Here is a 26,586-nt window from a genome sequence, read left to right on the forward strand (position 1 = left end):
CGGCCCCGCGATCAGGCTTCGAGCTCCGCGTCCCAGTAAAGGAAGTCGATCCAGGTTTCGTGCACGTGGCCCGGAGGGAACTTGCGCCCGACATTGCGCAGCTCCTCCGCCCCCGGCCGGCGCGGCGGACGGCGCAGCGCCATCCCGGCCTGGCGCAGGCTTTTGGAGCCTTTCCTGAGGTTGCAGCGCGCGCAGGCCGCCACGACGTTTTCCCAGCTCGTCACGCCGCCCCGCGCGCGCGGCACCACGTGGTCGAAGGTGAGGTCGCCCCTCGTGCCGCAATACTGGCAGGTGAATTCGTCCCGCAGAAAAAGATTGAAGCGCGTGAAGGCCACGCGCTTCTGGGGTTTCACGTAATCTCTGAGCACCACCACCGAGGGTATTCGGATCTCCATCGACGGGCTGCGGACGGTCTGGTCGTACTCGGCGACGATGTCGACCCGGTCGAGGAAGGCCGCCTTGACCGCCTCCTGCCAGGGCCAGAGCGAGAGCGGGTAGTAGGAGAGCGGGCGGTAATCCGCGTTCAGCACGAGCGCGGGGTGATGTTTCAGACAGCCCGGTTCCCTGACGAATGTGCTCCTGAAATCGCCGTCCATCCTGCTCGCGGCCTCCGCGCCCCGACTGCCTCTGCTAGGCCCCGGGGCGGGACGCCCCGCCCCATACCTGAATCTCACTATATATGGCGTTCGCCTTCTGGCAAGCCCCGCTAGATGCGGTGGCTGCACGGCTATCGACTACCGTTTCTCGGTAACGCTCATGTGACGTTATCCACAGCGCGGCAAGCGCCCCTGACAGCGCCGCGCCCGGCGCGCTATGCTGGGCCCATGGATGACGCCGCTCTGCCCCCCGCCCCGCCGCTCGCCGCCGTTCTGGAGGCCGCGCTCTATGCCGATGATCTCGACGACGCCGAGGCGTTCTACGGCGGGGTGCTGGCGCTTGAGAGGATCGTGCGGGTGGGCGACCGGCACGTGTTCTACCGTGTCGGGCCGACGATCCTTCTGGTGTTCAATCCCGCCGAGACGCGCAAACCGCCCACCAATCCCGACCTGCCGGTGCCGCCCCATGGCGCCGACGGACCGGGCCACCTGTGCCTGGCCGCCGCGCGCATCGAGATCGACGCCTGGCGCGCCCGGCTCGACGCCGCCGGCCATCCGGTCGAGGCCGATTTCCTGTGGCCTAACGGCGCGCGCTCGATCTATTTCCGGGACCCGGCGGGAAACTCGCTGGAGATCGCCGAGCCGGCGCTTTGGGCAGGCGATTGAGGGGCCGCGCTCACCCCGGGCAAAGGCTGTGCATGCGCCACCCAGATCGGCTGCCGGTCAGCCCAGCGCCGTCGATTTCGCCCAGCTCGGACGCCGCGTCGCCTGAAGCAGGCTGACCCTCGGCGCGTAGCGGCCGCCCAACGCCAAGGTCGCCTGGCGCAGCATCTCGATACCATCTTCGGACTTCACAGGCAGGGCGCCCGGCGCGATCGGCTCGCCCACCGTCATCCGGTACGGCTGACGGTCCTTGTTCAGCGTCTCGTGGAACAGGGTGATATCGCGCAGCGTCGGGTGGATCAGGTCGAACAGGTAGAATAGCAGCGAGTTGCGCGACTGGATGTTGACCGGGATCACAGGCAGGTCGAACTTGCGCGCGATCATCGCGGCCGACGCCATCCAGGGGCGTTCATGCAGCGAAAGCCCGCGGCGCTTGGCCAACCGGCCCGAGGGGAAGATGATGCCGATCCGGCCCTTGTCGATCGCCGCGCGGGTATAGGCCATCGTCTCCCGCATCTTGGAATGGCTGCGCTTTTCCTCGCGCCATTCCACCGGCGCGATCATCTCTTCCATCTGCGGCAGCACGCGCAGGATGTCGCGGTTGGCGTAGAAGAACATGTCGGGCCGCCGTTCGCGCAACAGGCTCCACAGCATGATGCCGTCGGCGATGCCGGTGGGATGGTTGCACACGATCAGCGCCGGCCCCGAGCGCGGGATGTTGTCGAGCCCGCTGCCCCCGACATCCTGCGCCAGCAGACGCGCCATCTCGTCCATGATGACCGGCGCGGGGTGCTTCTGCAGCACCTCGCCCAGCGCGAGGGTACGCGGATAGCCCAACAGCCCGGTGAGGATGCGGCGGGACGGGGCGCTCCACGGATGGTCGGCGAAAAGCCAGGGCGCCCGTTCCTCGATCAGGGGGTCGATTCGTTCCTTCATGCGCCTTCCCACCATACCCGAATGACGATCCCGTGACACCTGACCCGATTCGCACCGTGCCGGTCAAAGCGATTCCCGTGGCGGCGGCGGCTTACCGCCCGGCCCCCAGCAGGCGCGAGATCATTTCGCCCATGTCGCGGCTCAGCCCTTCGCGCGCGGCGATTCGTTCCATGGCGGCACGCATCCGCGCGCGCCGGTCCGAATCGTAGCGCGTCCAGGTTTCGAAGGCGGTCGACATCCGCGCGGCGGTCTGCGGATTGACCCCGTCGAGCCGGATCAGCCAGTCCGCCACCAGGTCGTAGCCGGCCCCCGACGGATCGTGAAAGCCCGCCGCGTTCATCGTCAGCCCGCCGATCACCGCCCGGAACCGGTTGGGGTTCTGCCATGTGAAATCGGGATGTTCGGTCAGCGCCGCCGTGGTGGCCGCGGCGCGGTCGGGCGCGGCAAGCGAGGTCTGCAGCGCGAACCACTTGTCCATCACGAGCCGGTCGTCGCCCCAACGCCTCTCGAACCGGGCGAGTTCCTCTTCGCCGGACCCGATCTCGAGCAGGACAGACAGCGCGCCGATCTCGTCGGTCATGTTGTTGGCTTGCAAAAAATGCGCCCGCGCCTTCTCGCCCGCGTCGAGCCGCGCCATGTGACCCAGCGCGGCAAGCCGCAGCGCGCGCCGCCCGGCATCGGCCGCGCCGGGCGAATAGGGTCCGGGGCAGGTCATCTGGTCGTAGAGCGGCCCCCAGAGGCCGCCCAGATGCGCGGCGACCGCCGATTTCAGCTGCTCGCGCGCAGCGTGGATCGCCAGCGGGTCGGGCGTGTGGCCGCGCGAATGCAGTTCCTCGGCCATCTGGTCCTCGCCCGGCAGCCGCAGCGCCAGCGCGCGGAAGGCCGGGTCCAGCGCCTCGTCCCGCGCCATCGCGGCCAACGCGTCCAGATAGGCCGGCGCCGGGGCCGCGCTCTCCGCGATCATCGCCGCCAGCACGTCGCGGGCCAGCGCGCGCCCCGCCTCCCACTTGTTGAAGGCGTCGGTGTCATGGGCCAGCAGGAAGGCGCGTTCCTCGGCGCTCGTCTCGCGGTTCAGGATCACCGGAGCGGAAAAGCCGCGCAGAAGCGAAGGCACCGGTTTAGCCGCAAGCCCCTCGAACGTGAAGGACTGGCGCGTCTCCGTCACCTCCAGAACCGTGGTCGGCACCACCTCGTCGCCGTTGGGCGAGAGCAGCCCCACCGCCAGCGGGATCACCTGCGCGTGCTTCTCGGGCTGGCCGGACGTGGGTGGCGTTTCCTGTTCGACGTGAAGGGTATAGGTGCCGTCCTCGAAACCGTCCGTGACCGTCAGCCGCGGCGTGCCCGCCTGGGCATACCAACGCTTGAACTGGCTGAGATCGCGGCCCGTGGCATCCTCGAAGACGGTCAGCCAGTCCTCGATGGTCGCCGCATCGCCGTCATGCCGGTCGAAATAGAGCGCGAGCGCCTTGTCATAGCCTTCGGGCCCGACCAGGCGGCGCAGCATCCCGATCACCTCGGCGCCCTTCTCGTAGACCGTCGCGGTGTAGAAGTTGTTGATCTCGGTATAGCTTTCGGGCCGAACCGGGTGCGCCAGCGGCCCGCCATCCTCGCGGAACTGGCGGCTGCGCAGCGCGATCACGTCCTCGATACGCTTGACCGCGTGGGACCGCGCGTCGCCCGCGAATTGCTGGTCGCGGAACACCGTCAGCCCCTCTTTCAGGCAAAGCTGGAACCAGTCGCGGCAGGTGATGCGGTTGCCCGTCCAGTTGTGGAAATACTCATGCGCGATGATCCGCTCGATATTCTCGTAATCGCGGTCGGTCGCGGTTTCGGGGCTGGCCAGCACATAGCGCGAGTTGAAGATGTTCAGACCCTTGTTCTCCATCGCGCCCATGTTGAAATCGTCCACGGCGACGATGTTGAACACGTCCAGGTCGTAGGCCCGGCCATAGGCATCCTCGTCCCATTTCATCGACCGGATCAGACTGTCCAGCGCGTAGTCGGCTTTGCCCTGGTCCACCGGACGCACCCAGATGTTCAGGTCGACCTCGCGCCCCTCGCAGGTGGTGAAGGTGCCGGAGGTCGCCACCAGGTCGCCCGCGACAAGCGCAAACAGGTAGGCGGGCTTCGGCCACGGGTCGTGCCACTCTCCCCAGCCAGCGCCCGCGCCCACCGGGTTGCCGTTCGACAGAAGCACCGGCAGGTCGCTCTCGATCCGCACCTTGAACGGCGCCATCACGTCTGGGCGATCCGGGTAATAGGTGATCTTGCGGAAGCCCTCCGCCTCGCATTGGGTGCAGTACATGCCGCCCGACATGTAAAGCCCCTCCAGCGCGGTGTTCTTCTCGGGCGCGATCTCGACCTCCGTCTCCCATGTGAACGGCGCATCGGGCACCTCCGCCGTCAGCCCCTCGGGGGTGACCTCCGGCGTGACGGGGGTGCCGTCGATCGTGGCCGAAAGCAGGATAAGGTCCTCGCCATGAAGGAAGAATCGCCGGTCGGTGGTGTCCGGGTTCGGCCTGAACGCGATGCGCGCGCGCACCCGCGTCGCGGTGGGATGCAGACGGAAGGTCAGTTCCACCCCGTCGACGAGATAGGCCGGCGGCGTGTAGTCGGCGAGGTGGACCGGTTGCAGGCGGGCGTCTTTCATCTCTGTCTCCCCTTGGCGCCCCCAAGACCTATCCTGTTGAACGGCAGGCGCAAGACGAGGTTCCGATGGGTGTCACCCTCCTCTGGTTCAAGCGCGACCTTCGCGTCGCCGATCACCCGGCGCTGGCCCGCGCCGCGGCGGGCGAGGATGCCGTGCTGCCGGTCTATATCGCGGAACCCGGCTACTGGGCGTTGCGCGACACGTCGGCCCGGCAATGGGCGTTCACCGCGGAGTGCCTGGCGGAGTTGTCCGAGGCGTTGGCCGCCCTCGGCGCGCCCCTGCAGGTCGAGACCGGCGAGGCGGTCGCGGTGCTGGACCGGCTGGCCGGCACCCATGGCGTCACGCGGCTCGTCAGCCGTGAGGAAACGGGCAACGCCTGGACCTATGCGCGCGACCGGCGCGTTGACGCCTGGGCGCGGGCGCGCGGGATCGACTGGGTGGACCTGCCGCAATCGGGCGTGGTGCGGCGGCTGAAGGGACGCGACGGCTGGGCCGCGGCGCGCGACCGGTTCATGGCGCGGCCCGTACTGCCCCCGCCCGGCGGTTTGCGCGGGCTGCCGGGCCTTGTGCCACGCACGCTTCCGGCGGCATGCGACCTGGGCCTTGGCGCCGATCCCTGCCCGGCCCGCCAGCGCGGCGGCCGCGCCGAGGGCACGCGCCTGCTGGAGTCGTTCCTGCGCGAGCGTGGGCAGGCGTATCGCCGCGCCATGTCCTCGCCGCTTGCAGGCGCGGATGCCTGTTCGCGGCTGTCGCCGCATCTCGCCATGGGCACCCTGTCGGCGCGCGAGGTGGAGCAGGCCGCGGCGCGACGCCGGGCCGAGGTTCGGGGCGCGCGATCGGGCTGGTCGGGCAGCCTGAAGAGCTTTTCCGCCCGCCTCGCCTGGCGCGACCACTTCATGCAGAAGCTCGAAGACGCGCCCGCGATCGAGAGCCGCTGCCTGCACTCGGCCTATGAGGGGCTCAGGCCGGCCGAACCCGACGCCGCGCGGCTGGCGGCCTGGGCGACGGGCGAGACCGGCCTGCCCTTCGTCGATGCCTGCATGCGCTCGCTGATCGCGACCGGGTGGCTCAATTTCCGGATGCGCGCGATGCTGATGGCGGTCGCCTCCTACCATCTCTGGCTCGACTGGCGCGCGACCGGTCCGGTCCTGGCGCGCTACTTCACCGATTACGAGCCGGGCATCCACTGGCCGCAGGTGCAGATGCAGTCGGGCACGACGGGGATGAACACGATCCGCATCTACAACCCCGTCAAGCAGGGCCACGACCAGGACCCCACCGGCGCCTTCACCCGCCGCTGGGTGCCGGAACTCGCCCAGGTGCCCGACGCCTGCCTGCAGGAGCCCTGGAGGTGGGAGGGCGCAGACCGGCTTCTGGGACGCGGCTATCCCGAACCGGTGGTCGATGTCGCCGCAGCGGCCCGCGCCGCGCGCGAGGCGGTCTGGGCGGTGCGCCGGGGGCCCGCGTTCCGCACCGAGGCAGACCGGATCGTGGCGCGCCATGCCTCGCGCAAGGACCGGGCGGGGCGGTTCGTCAACGATCGGGCGCCGCGCCCCCGCCGGGAGGATGCGCGGCAACTGCGCCTCGATCTGGGCGACAGCCAGGCCGAGGACGGCAAGCACACCCGCTGACCGTGCCGCGCGCCAGGGCCTCAACCGGATGGGGCGTGGTAGGTGACGGCCGGTAACGCGGTGCCTCAGGCGGCCCGCTCGTGGCCCGGCGCGGGGAACACGAAGCAGCGGTCGCGCCGGATCATCAGCCACATCGGCGTGCCGGGCTTCGGCAGGAACACCGCCGGCACCGTCGCCTTGAGGCGCGTGCCGTCGTAGTCCATGCGGAACTCCACCAGGCTTTCCGATCCCATGAACCGGGCGCGCTCCACCACCGCGCGGGCGGCCACGCCGTCCTCGGGCGTGGGGTTCGGCCCCCGCCCGTTGCGGTCGAAGTCGATCTTGACGTGCTGGGGCCGGATGATGATCTCCACCTCCGAGCCGTCGGGCATCGCCGGCGTCAGGAACTGGCCGAACGCGGTTTCGGTCAGCAGGTTCTGCACCTTGCCCCGGATCACGTTGATATCGCTGAAGAACGCCGCCGCCGCCCGGTCCACCGGCGCGTTGTAGACGTTGTAGGGCGCGCCCTGCTGCACGATCCGCCCGCCGCGCATCAGCGCGATCTCGTCGGCCATGCGCATCGCCTCGTCAGGCTCGTGGGTGACCAGAAGGACCGCGGTGCCTTCGTCTTTCAGAACTGCCAGCGTTTCGTCGCGGATCTCGTCGCGCAGCCGGTTGTCGAGGCCGGAGAACGGCTCGTCCATCAGCATGATCTTGGGCCGGGGCGCCAGCGCCCGCGCCAACGCCACCCGCTGCTGCTCCCCCCCCGACAACTGGTGCGGATAGTCGTCGATGAAGCGCAAGAGTTCCACCCGCAGCAGCAGTTCCTCCACGCGCCGGCGCTTGGCGCCCCGCGCGCCGGTCAGACCGAAGGCCACGTTCTCGGCCACGGTCAGATGCGGGAACAGGGCGAAATCCTGGAACATCAGCCCCACTGCGCGCCGTTCCGGCGGTACGCGGAAAAGCGTGTCGCAGATCAGTTCGCCGTCGATGAAGATGCGCCCCTCGTCCTGCATGTCGACGCCGGCGATGATCCGCAGCGTCGTGGACTTGCCGCAGCCCGAAGGTCCCAGCAGGCAGGTCACCTGCCCCGGCATCACCGTGAGCGACACGTCGTCCACCACCCGGCGGCCGCCGAAGGCACGGGAGATGTTCTGGATCTCCAGACGGGGGATCGGGGTGCTCAAGACTGCCTCGCGCGCGATTTCCGATGGAAACTATCGGATTTCCCCCGCAGATAGCAACGCCGCGGAACGGTCGCAAGGCACGCCTGCGGCGGTCCTGCCGCAAGGTCGGGCACCTGCCCGGAAACACGGCTACGACCGGGTCAGCCGCCGCAATAGGGCTGGGCGCGGGTCCAGGCGGCGATCTCGGCGCGTTTCGAGGCCACGGTCATCGGCCCCCAGTCGGCCGCCACGCCGCCCCCGCCCGCGGCCACCACCCCGTCGCGGGGGACGGTGCGCGCCGCGATCCGGATCGCGCATCCAATGTTGGCCGCGCCATCCTTCAGCGCCTCGCCGCTTTGCGCCGCGCAGCCATATCCCCGTGCGGTCGCCGGGGCGATCTGCATCAGCCCGAACCAGCGCCCGCCGCCGCCGACGGCCTCGGGGTTCCAGGTGCTTTCGTGCTTTGCGAGGGCCGAGAACAGCCCCGCCCAGAAAGCCCGCCGTTGCCGCAGGTCGGCCTGCGCATAGGTCGGGCACCAGTTCGCGATATCGGCCGGCACCGTCTCGGCGAGCGGTGCGCCCTGGGCGCGCAGCGCGGCCAGGCTCGCCTCGGTCCAGCGCGGCGCCTCGGGCCTGTGGTCCCAGCGCATCGTGGGAAGCCCGGAGGTGCTGATCTGGGCGCGCCCGGGCGGCTCGGCATGGCTGCAGCCCATCGGCAGCGCGAGGACCAGGGCAAGGAGGGCAAACCGCATCGACCGACCGCAAGAAGCGCCGGGCACAGGACCCGGCGCACACTTATCGCCGATGCCGGGCCGGACGGGCAAGCCCGGCCCGGCCGGTTGGCAAGGCTCCGCCTACGCGGCGCGGCGGGAGTGTTTTCCTTCCTCGACCTCCTCGACGATCTTGCCGACGAAGGCCGGCAGGTCGCCGGGGTTGCGGCTCGTGATAATGCCGTTGTCGATGGCGATCTCCCGATCGACCCAATCGGCGCCGGCATTCTTCAGGTCGGTCTTGATCGAGGGATAAGAGGTCATCTCGCGCCCCTTCACCACATCGGCCTCAACCAGCATCCAGGGTCCGTGGCAGATCGCGGCGACGATGCGGCCCTGGTCGACGAAATCCTTCACCAGCTGCACGGCCTCCGGCTTCGTGCGGAGGATGTCGGGGTTGATCTGCCCGCCGGGCAGGACGAGTCCGTCATAGTCCTCGGCCCGGACGTCCTTGAGGTCCTTGTCGGCCTCGACCTTGTTGCCCCAATTCGCCTTGTCCCAGCCGGTGATCGCCGCGCCGCCCGGCGTGGCGACATGCACGGTGGCGCCCTTCTCGCGCAGATCGTGCAGCGGGGTTTCGAGTTCGGATTGCTCGAACCCGTCGGTCGCGAGGATCAGGATGCGCGTGTCGGTGATCTTCGGCATGACGATCTCCTTTCATGTGATGACTGTCTCCATGGTCCAACGGCCCGGCCGCGCCCGCGTTCCCGTGCCGCGATCCCGATCGCGTGAGGCCCCGCCGGGTCTTGCCCCGGCCCCGGGCCTCGCCTAGAACCCGGTCCAGCCCGCCGAGGAGACTGCCCCATGCTTGACCTGACCTTCGAGCCCCCGAAACCCAAGCTGATCGCCGGCGCCAAGGCCGATTGGGAACTGGTAATCGGGCTGGAGGTGCATGCCCAGGTCGCGTCGAAGGCCAAGCTGTTTTCCGGCGCCTCGACCGCGTTCGGCGCCGAGCCCAATTCCAACGTGGCCTTCGTGGACGCGGCGATGCCCGGCATGCTGCCGGTGATCAACGAGGTCTGCGTGGCCCAGGCGGTCAGGACGGGCCTGGGGCTCAAGGCCGCGATCAACCTGAAATCGGCCTTCGACCGCAAGAACTACTTCTACCCCGACCTCCCGCAGGGCTACCAGATTTCCCAGCTTTATCATCCGATTGTCGGCGAGGGCGAGGTGCTGGTCGACATGGCGCCGGGTGTCGCGCGGCTGGTGCGGATCGAGCGTATCCATATCGAGCAGGACGCCGGGAAGAGCATCCACGACATGGACCCGACCATGTCCTTCGTGGACCTCAACCGCACCGGTGTGGCGCTGATGGAGATCGTCTCGCGCCCCGACATCCGCGGGCCGGAAGAGGCCGCCGCCTATGTCGGCAAGCTGCGCCAGATCATGCGGTACCTGGGCACCTGCGACGGCAACATGCAGAACGGCAACCTGCGCGCCGACGTGAACGTGTCGGTCTGCGAACCGGGCGCGTATGAGAAGTACCGCGAGACAGGCGACCATTCGGTGCTGGGAACCCGCTGCGAAATCAAGAACATGAACTCGATGCGCTTCATTCAGCAGGCCATCGAGTACGAGGCGCGGCGCCAGATCGCCATCGTCGAGGATGGCGGCCAGGTGGTGCAGGAAACCCGGCTTTACGACCCGGACAAGGGCGAAACCCGCTCCATGCGGTCGAAGGAAGAGGCGCATGACTACCGCTACTTCCCTTGCCCCGACCTGCTGCCGCTGGAGATCGAACAGGGCTGGGTGGACGATATCAAGGCCAGCCTGCCCGAGCTGCCGGATGAGAAAAAGGCCCGCTTCGTCAATGACTTCGGCCTGACAGAATACGACGCCTCCGTGCTGACCGCCGAGGTCGATTCCGCCGCTTATTTTGAGGTGGTGGCCGCGGGGCGGGACGGGAAGATGGCCGCCAATTGGGTCATCAACGAACTGTTCGGGCGTCTCAAGAAAGATGACCGGGAGATTACCGACAGCCCGGTGCGGCCGGAACAGCTGGGAAAGATCATCGACCTGATCGCGTCCGATGCCATTTCCGGCAAGATTGCCAAGGACTTGTTCGAGGTTGTTTATGTGGAGGGCGGCGACCCGGAAGAGATCGTCGAGGCCCGTGGCATGAAACAGGTCACCGATACCGGGGAAATCGAGAAGGTCGTGGACGAGATCATCGCCGCCAACCCCGCGCAGGTGGAAAAAGCCCAGCAAAACCCGAAACTTGCGGGCTGGTTCGTGGGCCAGGTGATGAAGGCCACCGGCGGCAAGGCCAACCCCAAGGCGGTGAACGAGATCGTCGCGGGGAAGCTGGGCGGTTAACCTTTCCGGCCCGCTCGGCCGGATCGGAATTCCATCGGATTTCCATCGGACTTCCATCGGACTTTTGTCGGACCCGCGGCTTGATCGGCGGGGCGGGGCCGGCCTAGGCTCGGCCCATAGACGTGTCGATTTGGGCCGCGCCGCATGTCCGACCCCCTCAGGAACGGGATCAAGCTGATCGTCGCGATCGGCGGGTTCGCGGCGAAGCCCGGCGTCCTGAGCGGGCTGAAGGCGGGCGGCGACGTCCACGACATCGCGCGCAAGATGCTGGCCAAGGCGCCGCCGGGGCTGATGACGATGGCCGATACCCTGACCGCCGAGGCCGAAGCCACCTTCAGGGCCATGGCGCACGAACTCCCGCCCGAGGCGCCAGTGCTCTTCGAGCAGATGGTGGAGGTCGCCCTGCCCGACCCGCGACGCATCGTGACGGACGCGATGGACGCCGAGCGGATCGTGGCGGGCATGCTCGCCCGGCATACCGAGATCGAACACACCCGCGCCCCGATGCCCCGACTGTTCCGGGCCATCGTCGCGCCGGCCTTCCGCAGACTGCTGGACAACCGCAGCTTCGCCGACGAACTGACCCCGGCCTTCATGGCCGAGGTGCTGGGCGACCTGGACGACCTCAAGACCGGACAGGCGACCCAGACCGAGATGCTGGCCGAACTGCTGCGCCGGACGCAGGGCTTTCCCGGCGCGGTGGCGCAGGCCGAGGCGCTGACGCTGGACGACCTCAAGACCCTCGCGGCGGCCTTCGGCGAGACGTCATTGAATACCAAGCCGGACCTGCTGGACTTCCTGACCAAGAAGGCCGCGGAATACGGGGAGTACCGCGCGCAGATCGACGCGCTGGACGAACGCGTGGCGGCGATTTCGAACCTGAAGGGGGCGGCGCAGGACGCGGCGGAACGGCTGGATTTCGAGGAGGTGGAAAACCTGCTCTCCCGCGTCGATCAGGTGGAAACCGAGATCGCCGCCGAGACCAAGGAAGCGCGCGCGCGGAACGCGCTGATGCGCGGGCGGGTGGAGGACGCCTACCGGATGCTGTCGAGTGCCGCCGACAGTTTCTCTTCGGTCGATCCGCTGGAACCGGCGCGGCGGCGCATTTTGAAATACAGCGACCTGCTTCAACAGCATGGCGAACGTTTTCCCGGGCGTGCCAATCACTTCCTGATAACAATGATCGAACATGCGCTTTCGGACGCCTTACGGTCATCCGAACCCGTTACATTCGGGCAAGGAAAGCACTTCATTGCCTGCGCTTGCGGAGCAATCGCCACAAGGGCGCGCGAACCAGAAATGCGAAGCCTTTTCCCGAGAGCAATCAAAGAGTTTCGATCTGCACTGGAGATTTTTGAAGAGCAACAGCATGCCGGCCAATATTTCAATGACCTGACCAATCTCGGCAGAGCGCTTCATGATTTCGGCGACAGAACTCCGGAAGTGGCTGGCGAAAACCTACTGTGCGATTCAATTGTCGTCGGTCGCGAGGCCGTCGGCTTTTACGAGCAACACGAGGAGTTTGCCCGGACGATCCCTAACAAGCTCTTCGGCGCCAAACTAAGCTTGGCGAGTTCGCTCCGCACGTTGGGTGGGAGACTTCCGAGGGAGTTGGGGATGCCTCTTCTGGAAGAGGCAAGATGGCATCTCGAACACAGTCAGGCGCGCTTGTCCACGGACGACGAACCGCGCCTCTGGGCCTGGGCAACCGGAGGCTTGTCTTCTGTACTTTCCGACCTGGCCGCAAGAACCCCAGGCAACGCTGGAAAAGCGCTTTTCAAGGCCGCTTTCGATTATCGAACACGTGTCCAGTCCGTGTTCACCAAAGACGCGTACCCGATCGAGTGGGCCAAGTCCCATGCGAATCTTGCACTTCTGGAAGAAGAATGGGCGGCGCATGACAGCACCGTTGATCCGCAGCCACATCTGAAGAACGCGCTGAAACACATTGCTGCCGCACTCACGGTCTTTGGCCCGGAGCACACGCCATACCATTTCAGACGGGAGGTTGCCGACCGCGACCGCATCGCCGCAAAGCTGACCGCGCTCGACACGGCGTGATGGGCGTTGGCGGGCGAATCGGCTAGGACTTTCCCGAGATCAGCGGGATCGCGGACATGGCGTTTGAATACAGGGTGCTGCCCGCCCCCGCGCGGGGGGCGAAGGCGAAGGGGGCGAAGGGAACCGCGGAGCGGTTCGCCGTCGCGCTCGGCGAGGTCATGAACGCGATGGGCGCCGAGGGCTGGGAATACCTGCGCGCCGAAGCCCTGCCCTGCCTGGAGCGCAAGGGGCTGACCGGCAGCACCGAGGTCACGCAGCACGTGCTGGTGTTCCGCCGCGCCCTGCGCGAGGCGACGGCGGAGGCCGGCCCGCCCGAGAGCCCCGAGGCGATCGCCGCCGAGGCCGCCGCCTCGCTGGAGGCCGAGACCGAGCCGGCCTTTGCCCGCAGCCTGGGCCCGGCGCGGCGCGCGCCCGACGCGCCCCCGCGCCCGGCGCGCCCGCTGGGCCCCGCCCGCGAGGAGTGATCAGACGAATTTCAGGCTGAGCGCGTGGATGCGGCCGACGAGGTCGGGGCCCAGCGCGCGGTGGACGGCGCGGTGCCGCTCGATCCGGCTCATGTCGCGGAAGGCGTCGGCCGAGACGGTCACGCGGAAATGCGTCTCGCCCCCCTCGCGCCAGCCCGCATGGCCCCGGTGGCGTTCGCTGTCGTCGACGACGTCGAGCCGGTCCGGGGCGAAGCTGTCCTCCAGCCGCGTGCGGATTTCCTCTTGAACGCTCATTTTTCGCCCTCGCCCCCCTTCATTCTTACGTCCAAGTGACTAAACTCTCTCGTCCGAGTCGCAAAGGTGGCAGGCCATGACGAAAAACGATCCGTTCGGGTTCGACATTTCCGTCTCCGCGGACAAGAAGCGGCGTACGCGGGGCCGACGCGGCATGTCGGGGGCGTTCGAGACCTCCCTGCGGGTGTGCGAGCATCCGGGCTGCAACGAGGCGGGGCAGTATCGCGCGCCCCGCTCGCCCGACCATCTGGACGAGTATCTGTGGTTCTGCAAGGATCATGTGCGCGAATACAACCTCAAGTGGAACTTCTTCTCGGGCGCGACCGAGGAGGAACTGGAGGCGCAGTTCGACAAGGACCGCGTCTGGGGCCGCGAGACCAAGCCGTTCGCCACCCGCGACGAGCAGCGGGCCTGGGCGCGGCTGGGGGTGGACGACCCCCACCAGGTGCTGGGCGAGAACGCGACGCGCAACCCCGGAAAGACCGGCACCACCACCCGCCGCCTGCCGCCGACCGAGCGCAAGGCGCTGGAGATCCTCGGCTGCGAGGACAGCTGGTCGAAGGCGGAAATCCGCAAGCAATACAAGTCCCTGGTGAAGGACCTTCACCCGGACATGAACGGCGGCAACCGCGCCGACGAGGACCGGTTGCAGGAGGTCGTCTGGGCCTGGGACCAGCTCAAGGACAGCCGCAGCTTCCGCTAGGGCCGCGCCGCCGGCGCGCCCGGTGTTGGCCGCCCAACCCGGCGGCCTGCATCGCCGCGGGGCGCGCAGGGCCCGCGGGCGCCGGCCATGCGGCCGGTCGTGTCGATGGCGGACCGGCCCCGCGGTCGGGGCCGGTCACGCCGCGCGGGGGCCGCGCGGGCGGGTCAGTTGCCCTCGGTCACGCCGCCCTCGCCCTGGTCCGACGGCGCCCTCAGGCACCGCTCGGGCGCGTCGATGGAGGTGGCGTTGGGGAACATGTCGAGGAACGGAATCCGCAACCCGTAGCCGTTCACGGTAACGGCCTGTTCGGGGCATTCCCGGGTGACGCGGCTTGCGACGGATTGCAGGTTCGCCGAGTCGAACTTGAAATAGGGCGGCAGGAACCCCGCATCGGCGTTCTTGAAGATCAACGTGTCGGACGTGCCCGCATAGACCGTCTCGATGCGATACTGCACGTCGCGCCCGTCGCCGGTGGTGCCGGTGATCTGGACCTCCCAGGAATCGGGGCCCCAGCGCACCCACAGGAAGGCCACGACCACCAGGGCGATCAGGCCCAGGATGATCTTCAGCTTGGTTTTCGGGCCCATGCCCGCCTCGTCCGTGTGACGTTCGTCTTGCTGACTCATGATTCTCCTTTCCCCGAATGACAGCCGGGCCGCGCGACATGCGCCGCGCGCCCGGCGAGGTTCTATGTCAACGTCTCTGCGGGGAAGCTGTTGCGGAGCGCGCGCACGAAACGCCGCACGGGCGCCGGCCCCGCACGCACGGGTCCGCGCGGCGGGAGCGGGGACGGTCGCCCGGCCCGGACCGGTGCGCTCAGGCGCCCTGGGCCGGCCGGAAGGTCAGGCTGACGCCGTTGATGCAGTGCCGCTTGCCGGTGGGCGGCGGGCCGTCGTCGAAGATGTGGCCCAGATGGCTGCCGCAGCGCCGGCAATGCACCTCGGTCCGCACCCAGATCAGCTTGCGGTCGGGTTTCGTGGCCACCGCCTCGGACAGCGCCCGGTAGAAGCTGGGCCAGCCGGTGCCGCTGTCGAACTTGGTCTCGGAGGAGTAGAGCGGCAACGCGCAGCCCTTGCACAGGAAGGTGCCCGCGCGCTTCTCGTCGTTCAGGGGGCTGGTGAAGGCGCGTTCGGTGCCCTCCTTGCGCATCACCTCGTATTCGAGGTCGGTCAGCATCGCCTTCCACTCCGCCTCGGTGCGGGTGATCTCGAAGCTTTCGGCGGCGCGGACGGCGGGGGCGGCAAGCGCGAGCGCGGCGGCCCCGGACAGAAACTGACGTCGGATCATGGCGTCCTCCTTTGCCCCGAAGATAGGCAGGAACCGGGCGGGACGCATTCACAATGGCGCGCGTATCGGCGCGGGGACGGTCACGAAACCGCAAGCGGGCACGGCAAGTCCCCGCCCGCCGGGCACCGGCAGGCGGGGTCCGCGCCCCGGACCCGAGCACGGGCGGGCACGCGGCGGTCGCCATTATGACTCGTTACGCGCGAAACTCGTTTCCCGGCGACACGTGTCTTCTGCCCGTGTGCCTTGACCGCGGCTCCGGGCGCGCGGGAGGCGCCCCCTGTCCGATCGGCCGGCTGAACCGCTGACGCGCCCGTTTTGGGCCGCCACCCGGGCAGTTCGCCTTGGGGCCGACAATCGCCGCGAAAGATTGAGAATCCGTTTCCATCGGCCGGGACCGCCGCCCAACCCGCGCCGCCCCTTCCCCTTGCACGCCGGGGCGATATGATCCACTACGTCACGCGGGTCCCGCACCCGCCGCGAACCAGGCCTAGAGACGGATCGAGAATGAGCAGCGTAGTGAAACCCACCGAGGACATCTCGGTGCGCGAGGTCTTCGGGATCGACACCGACATGACGGTGCGGGGATTCGAGGAAAAGACCGACCGGGTGCCCGACCTCGACACCACCTACAAGTTCGACCCGGACACCACGCTCGCGATCCTGGCGGGCTTCGCGCATAACCGCCGGGTGATGATCCAGGGCTATCACGGCACCGGCAAGTCCACCCATATCGAACAGGTGGCCGCCCGGCTGAACTGGCCCTGCGTGCGGGTGAACCTGGACAGCCACATCAGCCGGATCGACCTGATCGGCAAGGACGCGATCAAGCTGAAGGACGGCAAGCAGGTCACCGAGTTCCAGGAAGGCATCCTGCCCTGGGCGCTGCGCCATGCCTGCGCCATCGTGTTCGACGAATACGACGCCGGCCGCGCCGACGTGATGTTCGTGATCCAGCGGGTGCTGGAGGTGGACGGCAAGCTGACGCTGCTGGACCAGAACGAGGTGATCACGCCGCACCCCTATTTCCGGCTGTTCGCCACGGCGAACACGGTGGGCCTGGGCGACACCACGGGGCTGTATCACGGCACCCAGCAGATCAACCAGGGCCAGATGGACCGCTGGTCGATGGTGGCGACGCTGAATTACCTGTCGCATGATGCGGAAACCGCGATCGTGCTGGCCAAGTGCCCGCATTACAACACCGAGAAGGGCCGCAAGACGGTGGGCCACATGGTCACCGTCGCCGACCTGACGCGCACCGCCTTCATGAACGGCGATCTGTCCACGGTGATGAGCCCGCGGACGGTGATCGCCTGGGCGCAGAACGCCGAGATCTTCCGCGACGTGGGCTATGCGTTCCGGGTGACCTTCCTCAACAAGTGCGACGAGCTGGAACGGTCCACCGTGGCCGAGTTCTACCAGCGGCTGTTCGACGAGGAACTGCCCGAAAGCGCGGCGAGCCTGAGCCTGGCGTGATCCGCGCCGCGGCGCTGTTCGCGGCGCTCGCCGCCCCGACCGCGGCCGGGGACGACCCGACATTCCCCGCCACCGATTGCGCGGCGCTCTGGTCCGCGACGGCGGCGTTCCGCGCGACCTACGCGATCGACAGGGCGCCGCCCGCGGAGGCGGAGGCCATGGCCGCGGCGTTCCGCGAGGCGGCGCTGGCGCTTGGCGCGGGCCCGGCCGCGGCGCTGGACCGGCGGATCGCCGAGCTGCACCGCGTCTATTTCGTGCTGCTGCAACGCGCGATCCTCGATGGCGACCGCGAGGCGCGCGACCGGCACGAGGGGCTGGCCGAACTCTGCGGCGCCTTCGCGGAGGCGCGGGGGCTCGCGGGGCATTGAGGCCCCGGCGCCCAGCAATCCTACAGCATTTGTATATACGGGATTGACCCGACTCGCGGCTGTCATACACTTGTTACATGGCAGGCATGACGACGCGCATCCTGGGCGGTGCGCTGGCCGTGGCGCTCCTGGCCCCGGCCGCCCGCGCCGCCCCCGACACCCCCGGCACGCCGTGGAAACGGGCCGAGGTCTTCGCGACCTGCTCGGGCCGGCTGGCCGCCGTGGCCACGCGCCAGCAGGCCGACGGCAACCCGGCCTGGAGCGAGACCCGCGCCCACCGCGAGATGTTCGACCTGATGCTGGAGGCGACACTGCCCTCGGCGATGGAATTCGGCGTGCCGCGGGACGAGCCGGTGCGCTGGCGCTCGGCCGGCTGGGTCGAGATGGCGGGGCTGCTGGCCGACATGGTCTATAGCGGCGACGCGGGCCGCACGGCACGGGCGCAGGACGCGCTGACGGCGCGGATGGCCGACTGCACCGGGCTGCTGCTGGGCGGCTGAGCGGGCCGCTGCGCGGCGGGGGGGCTCTGCCCCCCGTCCTGCGGACTCCCCCCGGAGTACTTGCCCCAAGAAGAAGGCGCGGCCCTGCTTCTTCCTGGCCGAAATACGCCGGGGGGTCGCCATGGCTGCGACCGGCAATGGCGACGGGGCGACGCCCCCGGCCGGTCGCGCCGGCGGCAGCCGGGGCGAAACGGGCGGGGCCGCGCCCGGCCCCGCCGGCACTGGCCATTCCCCCGCAACATCCCTAGATTGACCCGCGCCACCCACCGGACCGAAGCCCCGCATGACCGCCAAGCCCACCGACAACCCCGCCGATCCGTTCAAGAAGGCGCTGGCCGAGGCGACCAAGGTGATCGCCGACGACCCCGACCTGGGCGTGTCCTACTCGGTCGACCCGCCGGGCATGACACCCGACACCATGCGCCTGCCCCAGGTCACCCGCCGGATGACCCGCGAGGAGGTTCTGCTGGCCCGCGGCACGGCGGATGCCTATGCGCTGCGCCACAAGTATCACGACGCGCCCACCCACACGCGGTATCGGCCCGCGGGCCAGATGGCCTGCGACCTCTACGAAGCGATGGAGACCGCCCGCTGCGAGGCGGTGGGGGCGCGCGCGATGCCCGGCACCGCCAGCAATATCGACGCGATGATCGCCGCCGAGGCCGCGAAGCGCGGCTATGGCGGCGCGCGCGAGGCCGGCGAGGTGCCGCTCTCGGTCGCGGCCGGCTACATGGTGCGCCAGCTGGCCACCGGCCGCCCCCTGCCCGAGGGCGCGGAGAACGCCATGGAGCTGTGGCGCGGGTTCATCGAGGAGCAGGCCGGCGGCACGCTGGAGGGGCTGGAGGACGTGCTGGCCGACCAGGCGGCCTTCGCCCGCTTCGCGCGCCAGGTCATCACCGATCTGGGCTATGGCGACCAGCTGGGCGAGGACCCCGATTTCGACGAGGAGGAAGACCGGGAGGACAGCGCCGAGGCCGAGGACGACGCCCCCGAAGAATATGGCGAGGAGCAGGGCGAGGAGAACGAGGAGGCCGACGCCAGCCCCGAGCAGTCGCAGGACGAGATGCAGGACGCCGCCCAGGCCCATGTCAGCCCCGACGACATGGCCGACATGGAGACGGGCGAGGAAACCGAACGGCCCGAGGGCGAGGCCCCGCTGGAGCCCCCGCCCCCGCCGCCGCATTCCGAAGCCGATCCCGACTACAAGGTCTTCGACTCGGCCTTCGACGAGGAGATCAGGGCCGAGGAGCTGGCCGAACCCGCGGAACTGGCGCGGCTGCGCGCCTATCTCGACCAGCAGCTCGACCCGCTGAAGGGCGCGGTGGGGCGGCTGGCCAACAAGCTGCAGCGGCGGTTGCAGGCGCAGCAGAACCGGAGCTGGGAGTTCGACAAGGAAGAGGGCGTGCTGGATGCCGGGCGGCTGGCGCGCGTGGTGGCGAACCCGACGACGCCCCTGTCGTTCAAGGTCGAGAAGGACATGGAGTTCCGCGACACGGTGGTGACGCTGCTTCTGGACAATTCCGGCTCGATGCGCGGGCGGCCGATCTCGATCGCGGCGATCTGCGCCGACGTGCTGGCGCGCACGCTGGAACGCTGCGACGTGAAGGTGGAAATCCTGGGCTTCACCACCCGGGCCTGGAAGGGCGGGCAGGCGCGCGAGAAATGGCTGGCCGAGGGGCGGCCGCAGGCGCCGGGGCGGCTGAACGACTTGCGCCACATCGTCTACAAGTCGGCCGATGCGCCCTGGCGCCGGGCGCGCGAGAACCTGGGCCTGATGATGAAAGAGGGCCTGTTGAAGGAAAACATCGACGGCGAGGCGCTGGAATGGGCGCATCGGCGGATGGCGGGGCGGCCCGAGGCGCGCCGGATCCTGATGGTGATTTCCGACGGCGCGCCGGTCGACGATTCCACCCTTTCGGTGAACACCGCGAACTACCTGGAAAAGCACCTGCGGGACGTGATCGCGATGGTCGAGCGGCGCAAGCTGGTGGAACTGATCGCCATCGGCATCGGCCATGACGTGACGCGCTATTACGACCGCGCGGTGACGATCACCGATGTCGAGCAGCTGGCCGGCGCGATGACCGAGCAACTGGCCGGCCTGTTCGACAAGGACCCGCGCGCGCGGGCCCGAATGGTGGGGATCAGGAAGGCAAGCTAGATGTTCCAGAGCTTCGAGAGCACGACCCGTCCGCAGGACGGCCCGCCACGGCTGGCCGCCCTGCGCGCGGAGATGGAGAAGGCGGGGCTGGCGGGGTTTCTCGTGCCCCGCGCCGACGCGCACCAGGGCGAATACGTCGCGCCCCATGACGACCGGCTGGCCTGGCTGACGGGCTTCACCGGCTCGGCCGGGTTCGCCTGCGTGGTCATGGACCGCGCGGGCGTCTTCGTCGACGGACGCTACCGCGTGCAGGTCAAGGCGCAGGTGGCGCTCGACCATTTCACGCCCGTGGACTGGCCCGAGGTGACGCTGGCCGACTGGCTGAGGGAGGCGCTGCCCGAGGGCGGGGCGGTGGGGCTCGACCCCTGGCTGCACACGCCCGAGCAGGTGGAGAAGCTGGCCGCGGCGCTGGAGGGCAGCCGGATCGCGCTGCGCGAGGTCGAGAACGCGGTCGATCGCATCTGGGCCGACCAGCCCGCCCCGCCCGCGGGCGCCATCGCGCCCTACCCCGAGGCGCTTGCCGGCGCGTCCCATGCCGAGAAGCGGGCGCGCATCGCCGAGGCCCTGCGCAAGGCCGGGCAGCGCGCGGCGGTCCTCACCCTGCCCGACTCCATCGCGTGGCTGTTGAACGTGCGCGGGTCGGACATCCCCCGCAACCCGGTGCCGCATGCCGTCGCGGTGCTGCATGACGACGGCCATGTGACGCTCTATGCCGCGTCGGCCAAGGTCACGGACGCGCTGCGCGCCCATCTGGGCGACGAGGTCACGCTGCGCCCCGAGAGCGCCGTCGGGCCGGGGCTGCGCAGCCTTGTCGGGCCGGTGCGGCTGGACCCGGCCAGCGCGCCGCTCTGGGTGCTGCGGCAGCTGGAAGAGGCCGGGATCGAGGTGGCGCGGGGCGCGGACCCGTGCCTGTTGCCGAAGGCGCGCAAGACCGGGGCCGAGCTTGCCGGCGCGCGGGCCGCCCATGCGCGCGACGCCGCGGCGATGGTGGAATTCCTGGCCTGGCTGGACGCCGAGGCGCCGGGCGGCGGGCTGACCGAGATCGACGTGGTCAAGCGGCTGGAGGGGTTCCGCCGCGCGACCGGCGCCCTGCGCGACATCAGCTTCGACACCATCGCCGGGGCCGGGCCGCACGGGGCCATCGTGCATTACCGGGTGACCGAGGAGACGAACCGGCCGGTGACGCCGGGCGAGCTGCTGCTGGTCGATTCCGGCGGGCAATACCTGGACGGCACCACCGACATCACCCGCACCGTGGCCGTGGGCGACGCGCCCGCCGCGGCGCGCGCGCCCTTCACCCGCGTGCTGAAAGGCTTGATCGCGATCAGCCGCGCGCGGTTTCCCAAGGGGGTCGCCGGGCGCGACCTGGATGCGCTGGCGCGCTATCCGCTGTGGCTGGCCGGGCAGGATTACGACCACGGGACCGGGCACGGGGTCGGCGCCTACCTGTCGGTTCACGAGGGGCCGCAGCGCATCTCGCGGATGTCCACCGTGGCGCTGGAGCCGGGCATGATCCTGTCGAACGAGCCGGGCTATTATCGCGAGGGGGCGTTCGGCATCCGCATCGAGAACCTGATCGCCGTGCGCGGGGCCCCCGCGCTCGCCGGTGCCGACGACCGCGAGATGCTGGACTTCGAGACGCTGACCCGGGTGCCGATCGACCGCCGCCTGATCGACGCGGACCTGCTGACGGAAGAGGAGCGCGCCTGGCTGAACGCCTATCACGCCGAGGTCCGCGCGCGGGTCGGCCCGGAGGTCTCGGCCCCCGCCCGCGCCTGGCTGGCGGCGGCCACGGCCCCGATCTGACCGGGGCCGCCGTCTGGACATTCGGGCCGGGATGATGTCTGTCATCGGCGGCGCAATCGTCGCCAGGGGTTCAGTCGAGGGGAGAGGTGCCATGTCCGACCGCATCACGATTCACAAGGCCGAGGGGGCCTGGGTGGTCCGCGCGGGCGGCGCGGTGATCGCCGAGAGCCGCAACGCGCTGGAACTGGTCGAGGGCGATCTGGCCCCGGTCATCTATTTCCCGCGCGAAGACGTGGGGATGGCGTTCCTCGAACGCTCTGACAGCGGCACGACCTGCCCGCACAAGGGCGAGGCCAGCTATTACACGCTGCATGCGAAAAGCTACGACATTCCCGACGCGGCCTGGTCCTACGAAGATCCGGTGGCGGGGATGGAGAAGATCGCCGGGCACCTCGCCTTCTACGCCGACCGGGTGACCGTCGAGCAGCTTTAGGGCGCCGCCCGCCCCGGCCGGCTCAGGCCCCGTCGCCGCAGAGGTGATCGGCGCCGGAAATCCGCACCAGCGCCGGCAGGTCGATCAGTTCGACATCGTAGGCGTCGCGCAGCCGGATCGCCCCGTCATGTTCGAGCTCGTGCAGCGAGCGGCTGAGGGTTTCCGGCGTTGTGCCGAGATAGCGCGCCAGGTCGCTGCGCCGGATCGGGATGCGCACGCTGAGCAGCGCCCCGGGCGCGCGTCCCTGCCGGCTGCGCAGCGTGCGCCGCAGCAGGATCAACAGGAACGAGGCCACCCGCTCGACGATCTTGTGCCCGCCCATCAGCAGCACCCATTCGCGCGCCGAGTCGAGTTCGTCCAGCACGCTGACGAGGAACAACCGCTCGACTTCGGGCGCGGCGCGCAGGATGTCCTCGAAGGCGTCGCGACGGAAGGTCAGCACCCGCGCGTCTGTCAGCGCCACGATGTCGAAGGCGGACGGGCCGTCGAACAGCCGCCCGTACATGTCGTGCGGCACCAGGAGCCCGATGATGTGGATGCGCCCGTCGGGCAGCGCGCGCTGCATGCCCAGGGCGCCGTCCAGCAGGTAGCCCAGCGCCTCGGGGCGCGAGCCCGCCTCGACGAGCTTGGCGCCGCACTCCAACTCGGCCAGCCGGGCGATATCGGCCAGCGCCTCGGCGTAGGGCGCCGGCAAGTGATCGAGAAGCTCGGCCAGCGGGCTGCCGAGGTCGGATCGCGGGCCTGACAGCAGGCGCTGAAGATCGGGTGTCGCCATATCACTCCCTCTCCCGCCGCACCCGTCTTCGGAATGGCGCTGGCGAGCCGCATCGCCGCCCAGATTATGTCACCCGGCGTCGCGGACCTTGACCACGGTCAATGCCCGCGCGGCCACAATCTGCGACGATTCGCAGCGCGAAGGCGCAGGGAGGGGGTGCCGGATGACGCATGTTCAGGAGATTGCACCGAAGGACACCGCCCTGCCCTGCGGGCTTGGCGGCGGCGTTTGCGCCGAGTTGAGCGCACAGGCCGTCGATGCGCTGGCCGCGAGCGCGCGGCTGGAACGGGTCTCGGCCGGGCGGGTTCTGTGGCGCGACGACGGACCGCCGGGGATGGTGGGCCTCCTCGTGTCGGGGTATTTGCGGCTGCAACGCTTCAGCCGCGAGGGCCGACGCCAGATCCTGAACCTGTCGGTGCCCGGCGACCTGTTCGGCCACGAGGCCGAGCGGCGCGCGGAGTACACGCTGGAGGCGGCCACCGACGCGACCCTGTGCCGGTTCGACCGCCGCACCTTCGAGCGCCTGGCGCGCGAGGACCATTCGCTGCGCCGCGCGCTTTACCGTCACAACAGCCGCAACCTGGACCGGCTGCGCTGGCTGACCTGGACGATCGCCGCCCTGCGCCCGGAGGAACGCATCGCGGGCTTCTTGCTGAACGCGACGGCGTTCATGCCGGTGCAGCGCCTGCCCGATGGCACCGCGCTTCTGACGCTCGCGATCGGCCGGCGCGACATGGCCGACCTGCTGGCCACCTCGGTCGAGACGATCTGCCGGGTGCTGAAGGGGCTGGAGCGGGACGGCCTGATCCGCCTGATCGACTCCAACCACCTGCACCTGCGCGACGAGACCGCGCTTGCGCTGCGCGCCGGGCAGACCGCACCGGGGGCGGCGATGACGCTGGTCAACACCCCGACCCTGCCCGGCCTGCCGAACTGAAGGGGGCGCGGCCGGGCCGCGGCGGGGACGGCCGTTCCCGCCCCTTGCCCTAGACGTCCAGTTCCGACCGCATCGCGTCGAGCAGTGCGTCGCCGGGCATCTCGACGAGGGTGCGCGGCACGCGGGCGACGACCGTCGCGTCGAGCCGCGCCGGCATCCCCGCCCGCAACTCCCCCAGGAGCGCCGGCGCCGCGAACAGCGCGAGCCGGTCGAAATCGCTGGCGAGCCGATGGGTTTCGAGAAGCTGGATCACCTGGACCACGAAATCGCGGCGGTCGGCCGCCAGCGGGTCCGCCTCGGCGATCGCCGGCGGCTGCGCCGCGGCCCCCACGAGGCCCTGCAACCGGCGGTGCTCGGCCCGCATCACCAGTTCGGGCGGCCCCGGCGCGGCCACGTCCCGCAGGATGCGCGCCCGTGTCGTGTTCATCGCCAATGCCCAGAGCCGCCCCGGTTCCATGCCCGTCGCCCCCAGCGGAATACCATCCGCCATGGTTGCCCGAGACGGACCCGGTGTAATTGACCGCCGTCAACCGGGCCGCGGCCGCCTCCGTTGACGCTCGTCAATTCGAATCTCTTCGGGGGCGGTTAACCTTGGTCTACTCGAAGGGTGGAGCCGACCCGGGGCAGCGTTCGGCGGGGTGCCATTTCGCACCCGCGGGACGCCCCGCGCCGGGAAGGCCGGGAAGCCCTCGAGGGAGAGCCGCCGTCCGCCGAACGGATTTTGAGACCTCGGCAGGACCCCGGGGGGAGGGGGTCGGCGGCGGCGGCTCTCCGCTTTGCCGCATGGGTCGATATGCGGACGGGCGCGCGCGCGGCGCGGATCTCAGGTGCGGTTGGTGATCCAGCGGCACTGGTATGGCGCGAAGGGAATCTCGGTGCCGGTGGGCGAGATGCTTTCGCCCGACAACAGGTCCACCCAGTCCTCGCCGCCGATCAGGTTGATCGAGAGCGGCGGCACCGCGACCTCTTCGCCGCTGACATTGTGCAGCGCGAAGATCGACTGGTCGCGGTCGAGGCTTTGCCGCCAGAGCCCGAACAGCCGGTCGTCGAGATGCAGGGTGAACTGCGTGGCGTTGGGGTGGAAGGCGGGCTGGGCGCAGCGGATCCCGATCCGCCGCTTCATCTGGCGCAGCACCTGGGACTGGGTGCTCGAGGGGTCGTCGAGCAGCGCCAGAAGCCGCGGGTAATCCCAGCGGTGGCGGTTGATCGCGCGCTTGATGCCGGTCTTCTCGACGCCTTCGCAGTCGTTCGGCGTGGCCAGCAGCGAATGGATGTAGAAGGCCGGCACGCCTTCCAGCGCCATGACGATGGTCTGCGAGCACAGGAACCGTTCGACCTGGTGGTCGTCCTGGCCCTCGAACGTGCCCTTCATCGCGTCGAACCAGGTGATGTTGAGCTCGTAGGCGGCCTCGCCACCGCCGTTGAGGGTGCGCATCGAGACCTCGCCGCCGAAGGCGCGCACGGTGGCGATGATCTCGCCGATCTCGCCGTCGGGCAACAGCCCCTCGACCGGGCGCATTCCGATCCCGTCATGCGACGCGGTGAAGTTGAGATAGGCGCAGCCCAGTTGCGCGGGCGGCATCGTGGCCTGCCAGCGGTGCAGGTGCCGCGCCGTGCCCGACATCAGCGCGTGCAGGATCAACGGCGGCAGCGAGAAGTTGTAGACCGCGTGCGCCTCGTTGCGGTTGCCGAAATAGCTGAGGTTCTCGACATTCGGCACGTTGGTTTCGGTCAGCAGGATCACCGGCTCGACCGCGAAATCGCACAGCACGCGCATCAGCTGCACGATGGCATGAGTCTGCGGCATGTGGATCGAGGGCGTGCCCGGCTCCTTCCAGATGAAGGCGACCGCGTCGAGGCGGATGATGCGGATGCCGTTCTGGATGTGCAGCCGCATGATGCGCAGGAATTCCAGCAGCACCTCGGGATTGCGGAAATCCAGATCGACCTGGTCGTGGCTGAAGGTGCACCAGACATGGCGCGTGCCGTGCGCGGTCTCGACCTCCCGCAGGAGCGGGTTGGTGCGCGGGCGGACCACGGTTGAAAGGTCGTCGTCGGGCGACGCCTCGAAGAAGAACCGGTCGTAGGGTTCGTGGCCCTGAAGGTAGGCGTTGAACCAGGGCGACTGGCTGGAGACGTGGTTCAGCACCAGATCCGACATCACCGTGAAATCGGCGGCGATGCGGCGGATATCGGTCCAGTCGCCGAGATTCGAGTTGACCGAGCGGTAGTCGGTCACCGCGAAGCCGTCATCGGAGGTGAACGGAAAGAACGGCAGGATGTGGACCGAGCTGAGCGTGCCCTTGAGGCAGCGGTGCAGGAAGTCGTTGAGCAGGTCCAGCGGCTTGTGCTGCCCGTCGATGAGGCTGTTGCCATAGGTGATGACCATCGCGTCATGCGGCGACCACAGCCGGTTCGAGGGCGTGCGGGCGCGGCGGCGCGGGTGCGTGGTCTCGGGCCAGAACGCCTCGATGATCCGGCCGACGAGATAGTCGCGGTCGTGCTCGGGATAGATGCGGCCGACGAGATCGGCCAGTTTCATGCGCAGGTTCTGCGACGCTTCGGACATGGGATTCGGTTTCGCCTTTGCGGTGAAACTCGCGCGGGCGAGAAGGCGGTGCAAGCGGCCGCGATGCAGAATGCCCATGGCCGG

The 26,586-nt window shown here is 69.2% G+C and carries 25 protein-coding genes; 13 read left to right on the top strand and 12 right to left on the bottom strand.

Features of this window, described 5'->3' with window-relative positions; all coding sequences use genetic code 11:
* Window positions 1-11: 11 nt before the first annotated feature.
* Window positions 12-596, bottom strand: coding sequence for an HNH endonuclease (locus BUR28_RS04395; protein ID WP_074219022.1), 585 nt, complete (start codon window positions 594-596; stop codon window positions 12-14).
* Between the two features lie 228 nt (window positions 597-824).
* Here BUR28_RS04395 and BUR28_RS04400 point away from each other — a divergent pair, with 228 nt between their 5' ends.
* Window positions 825-1,262, top strand: coding sequence for a VOC family protein (locus tag BUR28_RS04400; protein ID WP_074219023.1), 438 nt, complete (start codon window positions 825-827; stop codon window positions 1,260-1,262).
* 57 nt (window positions 1,263-1,319) lie between these two features.
* On the opposite strand, the gene BUR28_RS04405 is transcribed toward BUR28_RS04400, so the two are convergent.
* Window positions 1,320-2,195 (bottom strand): 1-acyl-sn-glycerol-3-phosphate acyltransferase, encoded by an 876-nt coding sequence (locus BUR28_RS04405; protein WP_083626437.1) that lies wholly within the window; start codon window positions 2,193-2,195, stop codon window positions 1,320-1,322.
* A gap of 91 nt (window positions 2,196-2,286) precedes the next feature.
* Entirely contained in the window at window positions 2,287-4,845 is a 2,559-nt protein-coding gene (gene pepN, locus BUR28_RS04410; RefSeq protein WP_074219025.1) for an aminopeptidase N, read from the bottom strand.
* Window positions 4,846-4,910: 65 nt separating this feature from the next.
* Here pepN and BUR28_RS04415 point away from each other — a divergent pair, with 65 nt between their 5' ends.
* Window positions 4,911-6,476, top strand: a complete 1,566-nt coding sequence (locus tag BUR28_RS04415) for an FAD-binding domain-containing protein (protein ID WP_074219026.1) — start codon at window positions 4,911-4,913, stop codon at window positions 6,474-6,476.
* Window positions 6,477-6,541: 65 nt separating this feature from the next.
* Here the strand turns inward: BUR28_RS04415 and BUR28_RS04420 are convergent, their stop codons facing one another.
* The 3 genes from BUR28_RS04420 to BUR28_RS04430 all read right to left on the bottom strand — a co-directional run bounded on the left by BUR28_RS04420 (window position 6,542) and on the right by BUR28_RS04430 (window position 9,036).
* Window positions 6,542-7,642, bottom strand: coding sequence for an ABC transporter ATP-binding protein (locus BUR28_RS04420; RefSeq protein WP_074219027.1), 1,101 nt, complete (start codon window positions 7,640-7,642; stop codon window positions 6,542-6,544).
* A 140-nt stretch (window positions 7,643-7,782) separates the two neighbouring features.
* Window positions 7,783-8,373, bottom strand: a complete 591-nt coding sequence (locus BUR28_RS04425; RefSeq protein ID WP_074219028.1) for a transglycosylase SLT domain-containing protein — start codon at window positions 8,371-8,373, stop codon at window positions 7,783-7,785.
* Between the two features lie 102 nt (window positions 8,374-8,475).
* Window positions 8,476-9,036 (bottom strand): type 1 glutamine amidotransferase domain-containing protein, encoded by a 561-nt coding sequence (locus BUR28_RS04430; RefSeq protein WP_074219029.1) that lies wholly within the window; start codon window positions 9,034-9,036, stop codon window positions 8,476-8,478.
* 159 nt (window positions 9,037-9,195) lie between these two features.
* On the opposite strand from BUR28_RS04430, the gene gatB reads away from it, so the two are divergent.
* From gatB to BUR28_RS04445, 3 genes are all read left to right on the top strand, one after another.
* Entirely contained in the window at window positions 9,196-10,707 is a 1,512-nt protein-coding gene (gene gatB / locus BUR28_RS04435) for an Asp-tRNA(Asn)/Glu-tRNA(Gln) amidotransferase subunit GatB (protein ID WP_074219030.1), read from the top strand.
* Window positions 10,708-10,851: 144 nt separating this feature from the next.
* The gene (locus BUR28_RS04440) at window positions 10,852-12,768 is read left to right on the top strand and encodes a hypothetical protein (RefSeq protein WP_074219031.1); all 1,917 of its coding nucleotides are present in this window, start codon (window positions 10,852-10,854) and stop codon (window positions 12,766-12,768) included.
* A gap of 56 nt (window positions 12,769-12,824) precedes the next feature.
* A complete protein-coding gene (locus BUR28_RS04445; RefSeq protein ID WP_074219032.1) occupies window positions 12,825-13,232 on the top strand; it encodes a hypothetical protein in 408 nt (135 codons plus the stop codon).
* Here BUR28_RS04445 and BUR28_RS04450 read toward each other — a convergent pair whose 3' ends face one another.
* The gene (locus BUR28_RS04450; protein ID WP_074219033.1) at window positions 13,233-13,487 is read right to left on the bottom strand and encodes a BolA family protein; all 255 of its coding nucleotides are present in this window, start codon (window positions 13,485-13,487) and stop codon (window positions 13,233-13,235) included.
* A 76-nt stretch (window positions 13,488-13,563) separates the two neighbouring features.
* On the opposite strand from BUR28_RS04450, the gene BUR28_RS04455 reads away from it, so the two are divergent.
* Window positions 13,564-14,190, top strand: coding sequence for a J domain-containing protein (locus BUR28_RS04455; RefSeq protein ID WP_074219034.1), 627 nt, complete (start codon window positions 13,564-13,566; stop codon window positions 14,188-14,190).
* A 164-nt stretch (window positions 14,191-14,354) separates the two neighbouring features.
* On the opposite strand, the gene BUR28_RS04460 is transcribed toward BUR28_RS04455, so the two are convergent.
* Complete coding sequence (locus BUR28_RS04460) at window positions 14,355-14,816, bottom strand: DUF1523 family protein (protein ID WP_217693505.1); 462 nt, start codon at window positions 14,814-14,816, stop codon at window positions 14,355-14,357.
* Window positions 14,817-15,006: 190 nt separating this feature from the next.
* Window positions 15,007-15,477 (bottom strand): peptide-methionine (R)-S-oxide reductase MsrB, encoded by a 471-nt coding sequence (gene msrB / locus BUR28_RS04465; protein WP_074219035.1) that lies wholly within the window; start codon window positions 15,475-15,477, stop codon window positions 15,007-15,009.
* A gap of 504 nt (window positions 15,478-15,981) precedes the next feature.
* Here msrB and cobS point away from each other — a divergent pair.
* The 6 genes from cobS to BUR28_RS04495 all read left to right on the top strand — a co-directional run bounded on the left by cobS (window position 15,982) and on the right by BUR28_RS04495 (window position 22,221).
* A complete protein-coding gene (cobS, locus tag BUR28_RS04470; RefSeq protein ID WP_074219036.1) occupies window positions 15,982-16,953 on the top strand; it encodes a cobaltochelatase subunit CobS in 972 nt (323 codons plus the stop codon).
* Window positions 16,950-17,321 carry a hypothetical protein gene (locus tag BUR28_RS04475; protein ID WP_074219037.1) on the top strand — a complete coding sequence of 124 codons (372 nt, stop codon included), beginning with the start codon at window positions 16,950-16,952 and terminating at the stop codon, window positions 17,319-17,321. The genes cobS and BUR28_RS04475 overlap by 4 nt, the downstream gene beginning before the upstream one ends.
* 77 nt (window positions 17,322-17,398) lie before the next feature.
* Window positions 17,399-17,821: a hypothetical protein gene (locus BUR28_RS04480; RefSeq protein ID WP_074219038.1), complete on the top strand. Its 423-nt coding sequence runs from the start codon at window positions 17,399-17,401 to the stop codon at window positions 17,819-17,821.
* 283 nt (window positions 17,822-18,104) lie between these two features.
* Complete coding sequence (gene cobT, locus BUR28_RS04485; RefSeq protein ID WP_074219039.1) at window positions 18,105-19,982, top strand: cobaltochelatase subunit CobT; 1,878 nt, start codon at window positions 18,105-18,107, stop codon at window positions 19,980-19,982.
* On the top strand, window positions 19,983-21,788 hold the full coding sequence (locus BUR28_RS04490) for an aminopeptidase P family protein (RefSeq protein ID WP_074219040.1): 1,806 nt from the start codon (window positions 19,983-19,985) through the stop codon (window positions 21,786-21,788).
* Window positions 21,789-21,879: 91 nt separating this feature from the next.
* On the top strand, window positions 21,880-22,221 hold the full coding sequence (locus tag BUR28_RS04495; protein ID WP_074219041.1) for a DUF427 domain-containing protein: 342 nt from the start codon (window positions 21,880-21,882) through the stop codon (window positions 22,219-22,221).
* Between the two features lie 22 nt (window positions 22,222-22,243).
* Here the strand turns inward: BUR28_RS04495 and BUR28_RS04500 are convergent, their stop codons facing one another.
* Complete coding sequence (locus BUR28_RS04500; protein ID WP_083626439.1) at window positions 22,244-22,996, bottom strand: Crp/Fnr family transcriptional regulator; 753 nt, start codon at window positions 22,994-22,996, stop codon at window positions 22,244-22,246.
* A gap of 163 nt (window positions 22,997-23,159) precedes the next feature.
* Here BUR28_RS04500 and BUR28_RS04505 point away from each other — a divergent pair, with 163 nt between their 5' ends.
* A complete protein-coding gene (locus BUR28_RS04505) occupies window positions 23,160-23,933 on the top strand; it encodes a Crp/Fnr family transcriptional regulator (RefSeq protein ID WP_074219042.1) in 774 nt (257 codons plus the stop codon).
* Between the two features lie 49 nt (window positions 23,934-23,982).
* Here the strand turns inward: BUR28_RS04505 and BUR28_RS04510 are convergent, their stop codons facing one another.
* A complete protein-coding gene (locus BUR28_RS04510) occupies window positions 23,983-24,423 on the bottom strand; it encodes a host attachment protein (protein WP_083626441.1) in 441 nt (146 codons plus the stop codon).
* A 333-nt stretch (window positions 24,424-24,756) separates the two neighbouring features.
* On the bottom strand, window positions 24,757-26,502 hold the full coding sequence (locus tag BUR28_RS04515; protein WP_074221511.1) for a sugar phosphorylase: 1,746 nt from the start codon (window positions 26,500-26,502) through the stop codon (window positions 24,757-24,759).
* Window positions 26,503-26,586 lie beyond the last annotated feature (84 nt).

The organism is Rhodovulum sp. ES.010 (genome assembly GCF_900142935.1).
GTDB lineage: Bacteria > Pseudomonadota > Alphaproteobacteria > Rhodobacterales > Rhodobacteraceae > Rhodovulum.

What these genes read in the sequence shown, in the direction of transcription:
- pepN (WP_074219025.1), bottom strand. Translation starts at nt 4,845, where the DNA reads ATGAAAGACGCCCGCCTGCAACCGGTCCACCTCGCCGACTACACGCCG.
- BUR28_RS04445 (WP_074219032.1), top strand. Translation starts at nt 12,825, where the DNA reads ATGGCGTTTGAATACAGGGTGCTGCCCGCCCCCGCGCGGGGGGCGAAG.
- BUR28_RS04505 (WP_074219042.1), top strand. Translation starts at nt 23,160, where the DNA reads ATGACGCATGTTCAGGAGATTGCACCGAAGGACACCGCCCTGCCCTGC.
- BUR28_RS04490 (WP_074219040.1), top strand. Translation starts at nt 19,983, where the DNA reads ATGTTCCAGAGCTTCGAGAGCACGACCCGTCCGCAGGACGGCCCGCCA.
- BUR28_RS04480 (WP_074219038.1), top strand. Translation starts at nt 17,399, where the DNA reads ATGGCAGGCATGACGACGCGCATCCTGGGCGGTGCGCTGGCCGTGGCG.
- BUR28_RS04415 (WP_074219026.1), top strand. Translation starts at nt 4,911, where the DNA reads ATGGGTGTCACCCTCCTCTGGTTCAAGCGCGACCTTCGCGTCGCCGAT.
- BUR28_RS04460 (WP_217693505.1), bottom strand. Translation starts at nt 14,816, where the DNA reads ATGAGTCAGCAAGACGAACGTCACACGGACGAGGCGGGCATGGGCCCG.
- BUR28_RS04500 (WP_083626439.1), bottom strand. Translation starts at nt 22,996, where the DNA reads ATGGCGACACCCGATCTTCAGCGCCTGCTGTCAGGCCCGCGATCCGAC.
- BUR28_RS04425 (WP_074219028.1), bottom strand. Translation starts at nt 8,373, where the DNA reads ATGCGGTTTGCCCTCCTTGCCCTGGTCCTCGCGCTGCCGATGGGCTGC.
- msrB (WP_074219035.1), bottom strand. Translation starts at nt 15,477, where the DNA reads ATGATCCGACGTCAGTTTCTGTCCGGGGCCGCCGCGCTCGCGCTTGCC.
- BUR28_RS04405 (WP_083626437.1), bottom strand. Translation starts at nt 2,195, where the DNA reads ATGAAGGAACGAATCGACCCCCTGATCGAGGAACGGGCGCCCTGGCTT.
- BUR28_RS04400 (WP_074219023.1), top strand. Translation starts at nt 825, where the DNA reads ATGGATGACGCCGCTCTGCCCCCCGCCCCGCCGCTCGCCGCCGTTCTG.
- BUR28_RS04515 (WP_074221511.1), bottom strand. Translation starts at nt 26,502, where the DNA reads ATGTCCGAAGCGTCGCAGAACCTGCGCATGAAACTGGCCGATCTCGTC.
- gatB (WP_074219030.1), top strand. Translation starts at nt 9,196, where the DNA reads ATGCTTGACCTGACCTTCGAGCCCCCGAAACCCAAGCTGATCGCCGGC.
- BUR28_RS04495 (WP_074219041.1), top strand. Translation starts at nt 21,880, where the DNA reads ATGTCCGACCGCATCACGATTCACAAGGCCGAGGGGGCCTGGGTGGTC.
- cobT (WP_074219039.1), top strand. Translation starts at nt 18,105, where the DNA reads ATGACCGCCAAGCCCACCGACAACCCCGCCGATCCGTTCAAGAAGGCG.
- BUR28_RS04455 (WP_074219034.1), top strand. Translation starts at nt 13,564, where the DNA reads ATGACGAAAAACGATCCGTTCGGGTTCGACATTTCCGTCTCCGCGGAC.
- cobS (WP_074219036.1), top strand. Translation starts at nt 15,982, where the DNA reads ATGAGCAGCGTAGTGAAACCCACCGAGGACATCTCGGTGCGCGAGGTC.
- BUR28_RS04440 (WP_074219031.1), top strand. Translation starts at nt 10,852, where the DNA reads ATGTCCGACCCCCTCAGGAACGGGATCAAGCTGATCGTCGCGATCGGC.
- BUR28_RS04450 (WP_074219033.1), bottom strand. Translation starts at nt 13,487, where the DNA reads ATGAGCGTTCAAGAGGAAATCCGCACGCGGCTGGAGGACAGCTTCGCC.
- BUR28_RS04395 (WP_074219022.1), bottom strand. Translation starts at nt 596, where the DNA reads ATGGACGGCGATTTCAGGAGCACATTCGTCAGGGAACCGGGCTGTCTG.
- BUR28_RS04510 (WP_083626441.1), bottom strand. Translation starts at nt 24,423, where the DNA reads ATGGCGGATGGTATTCCGCTGGGGGCGACGGGCATGGAACCGGGGCGG.
- BUR28_RS04430 (WP_074219029.1), bottom strand. Translation starts at nt 9,036, where the DNA reads ATGCCGAAGATCACCGACACGCGCATCCTGATCCTCGCGACCGACGGG.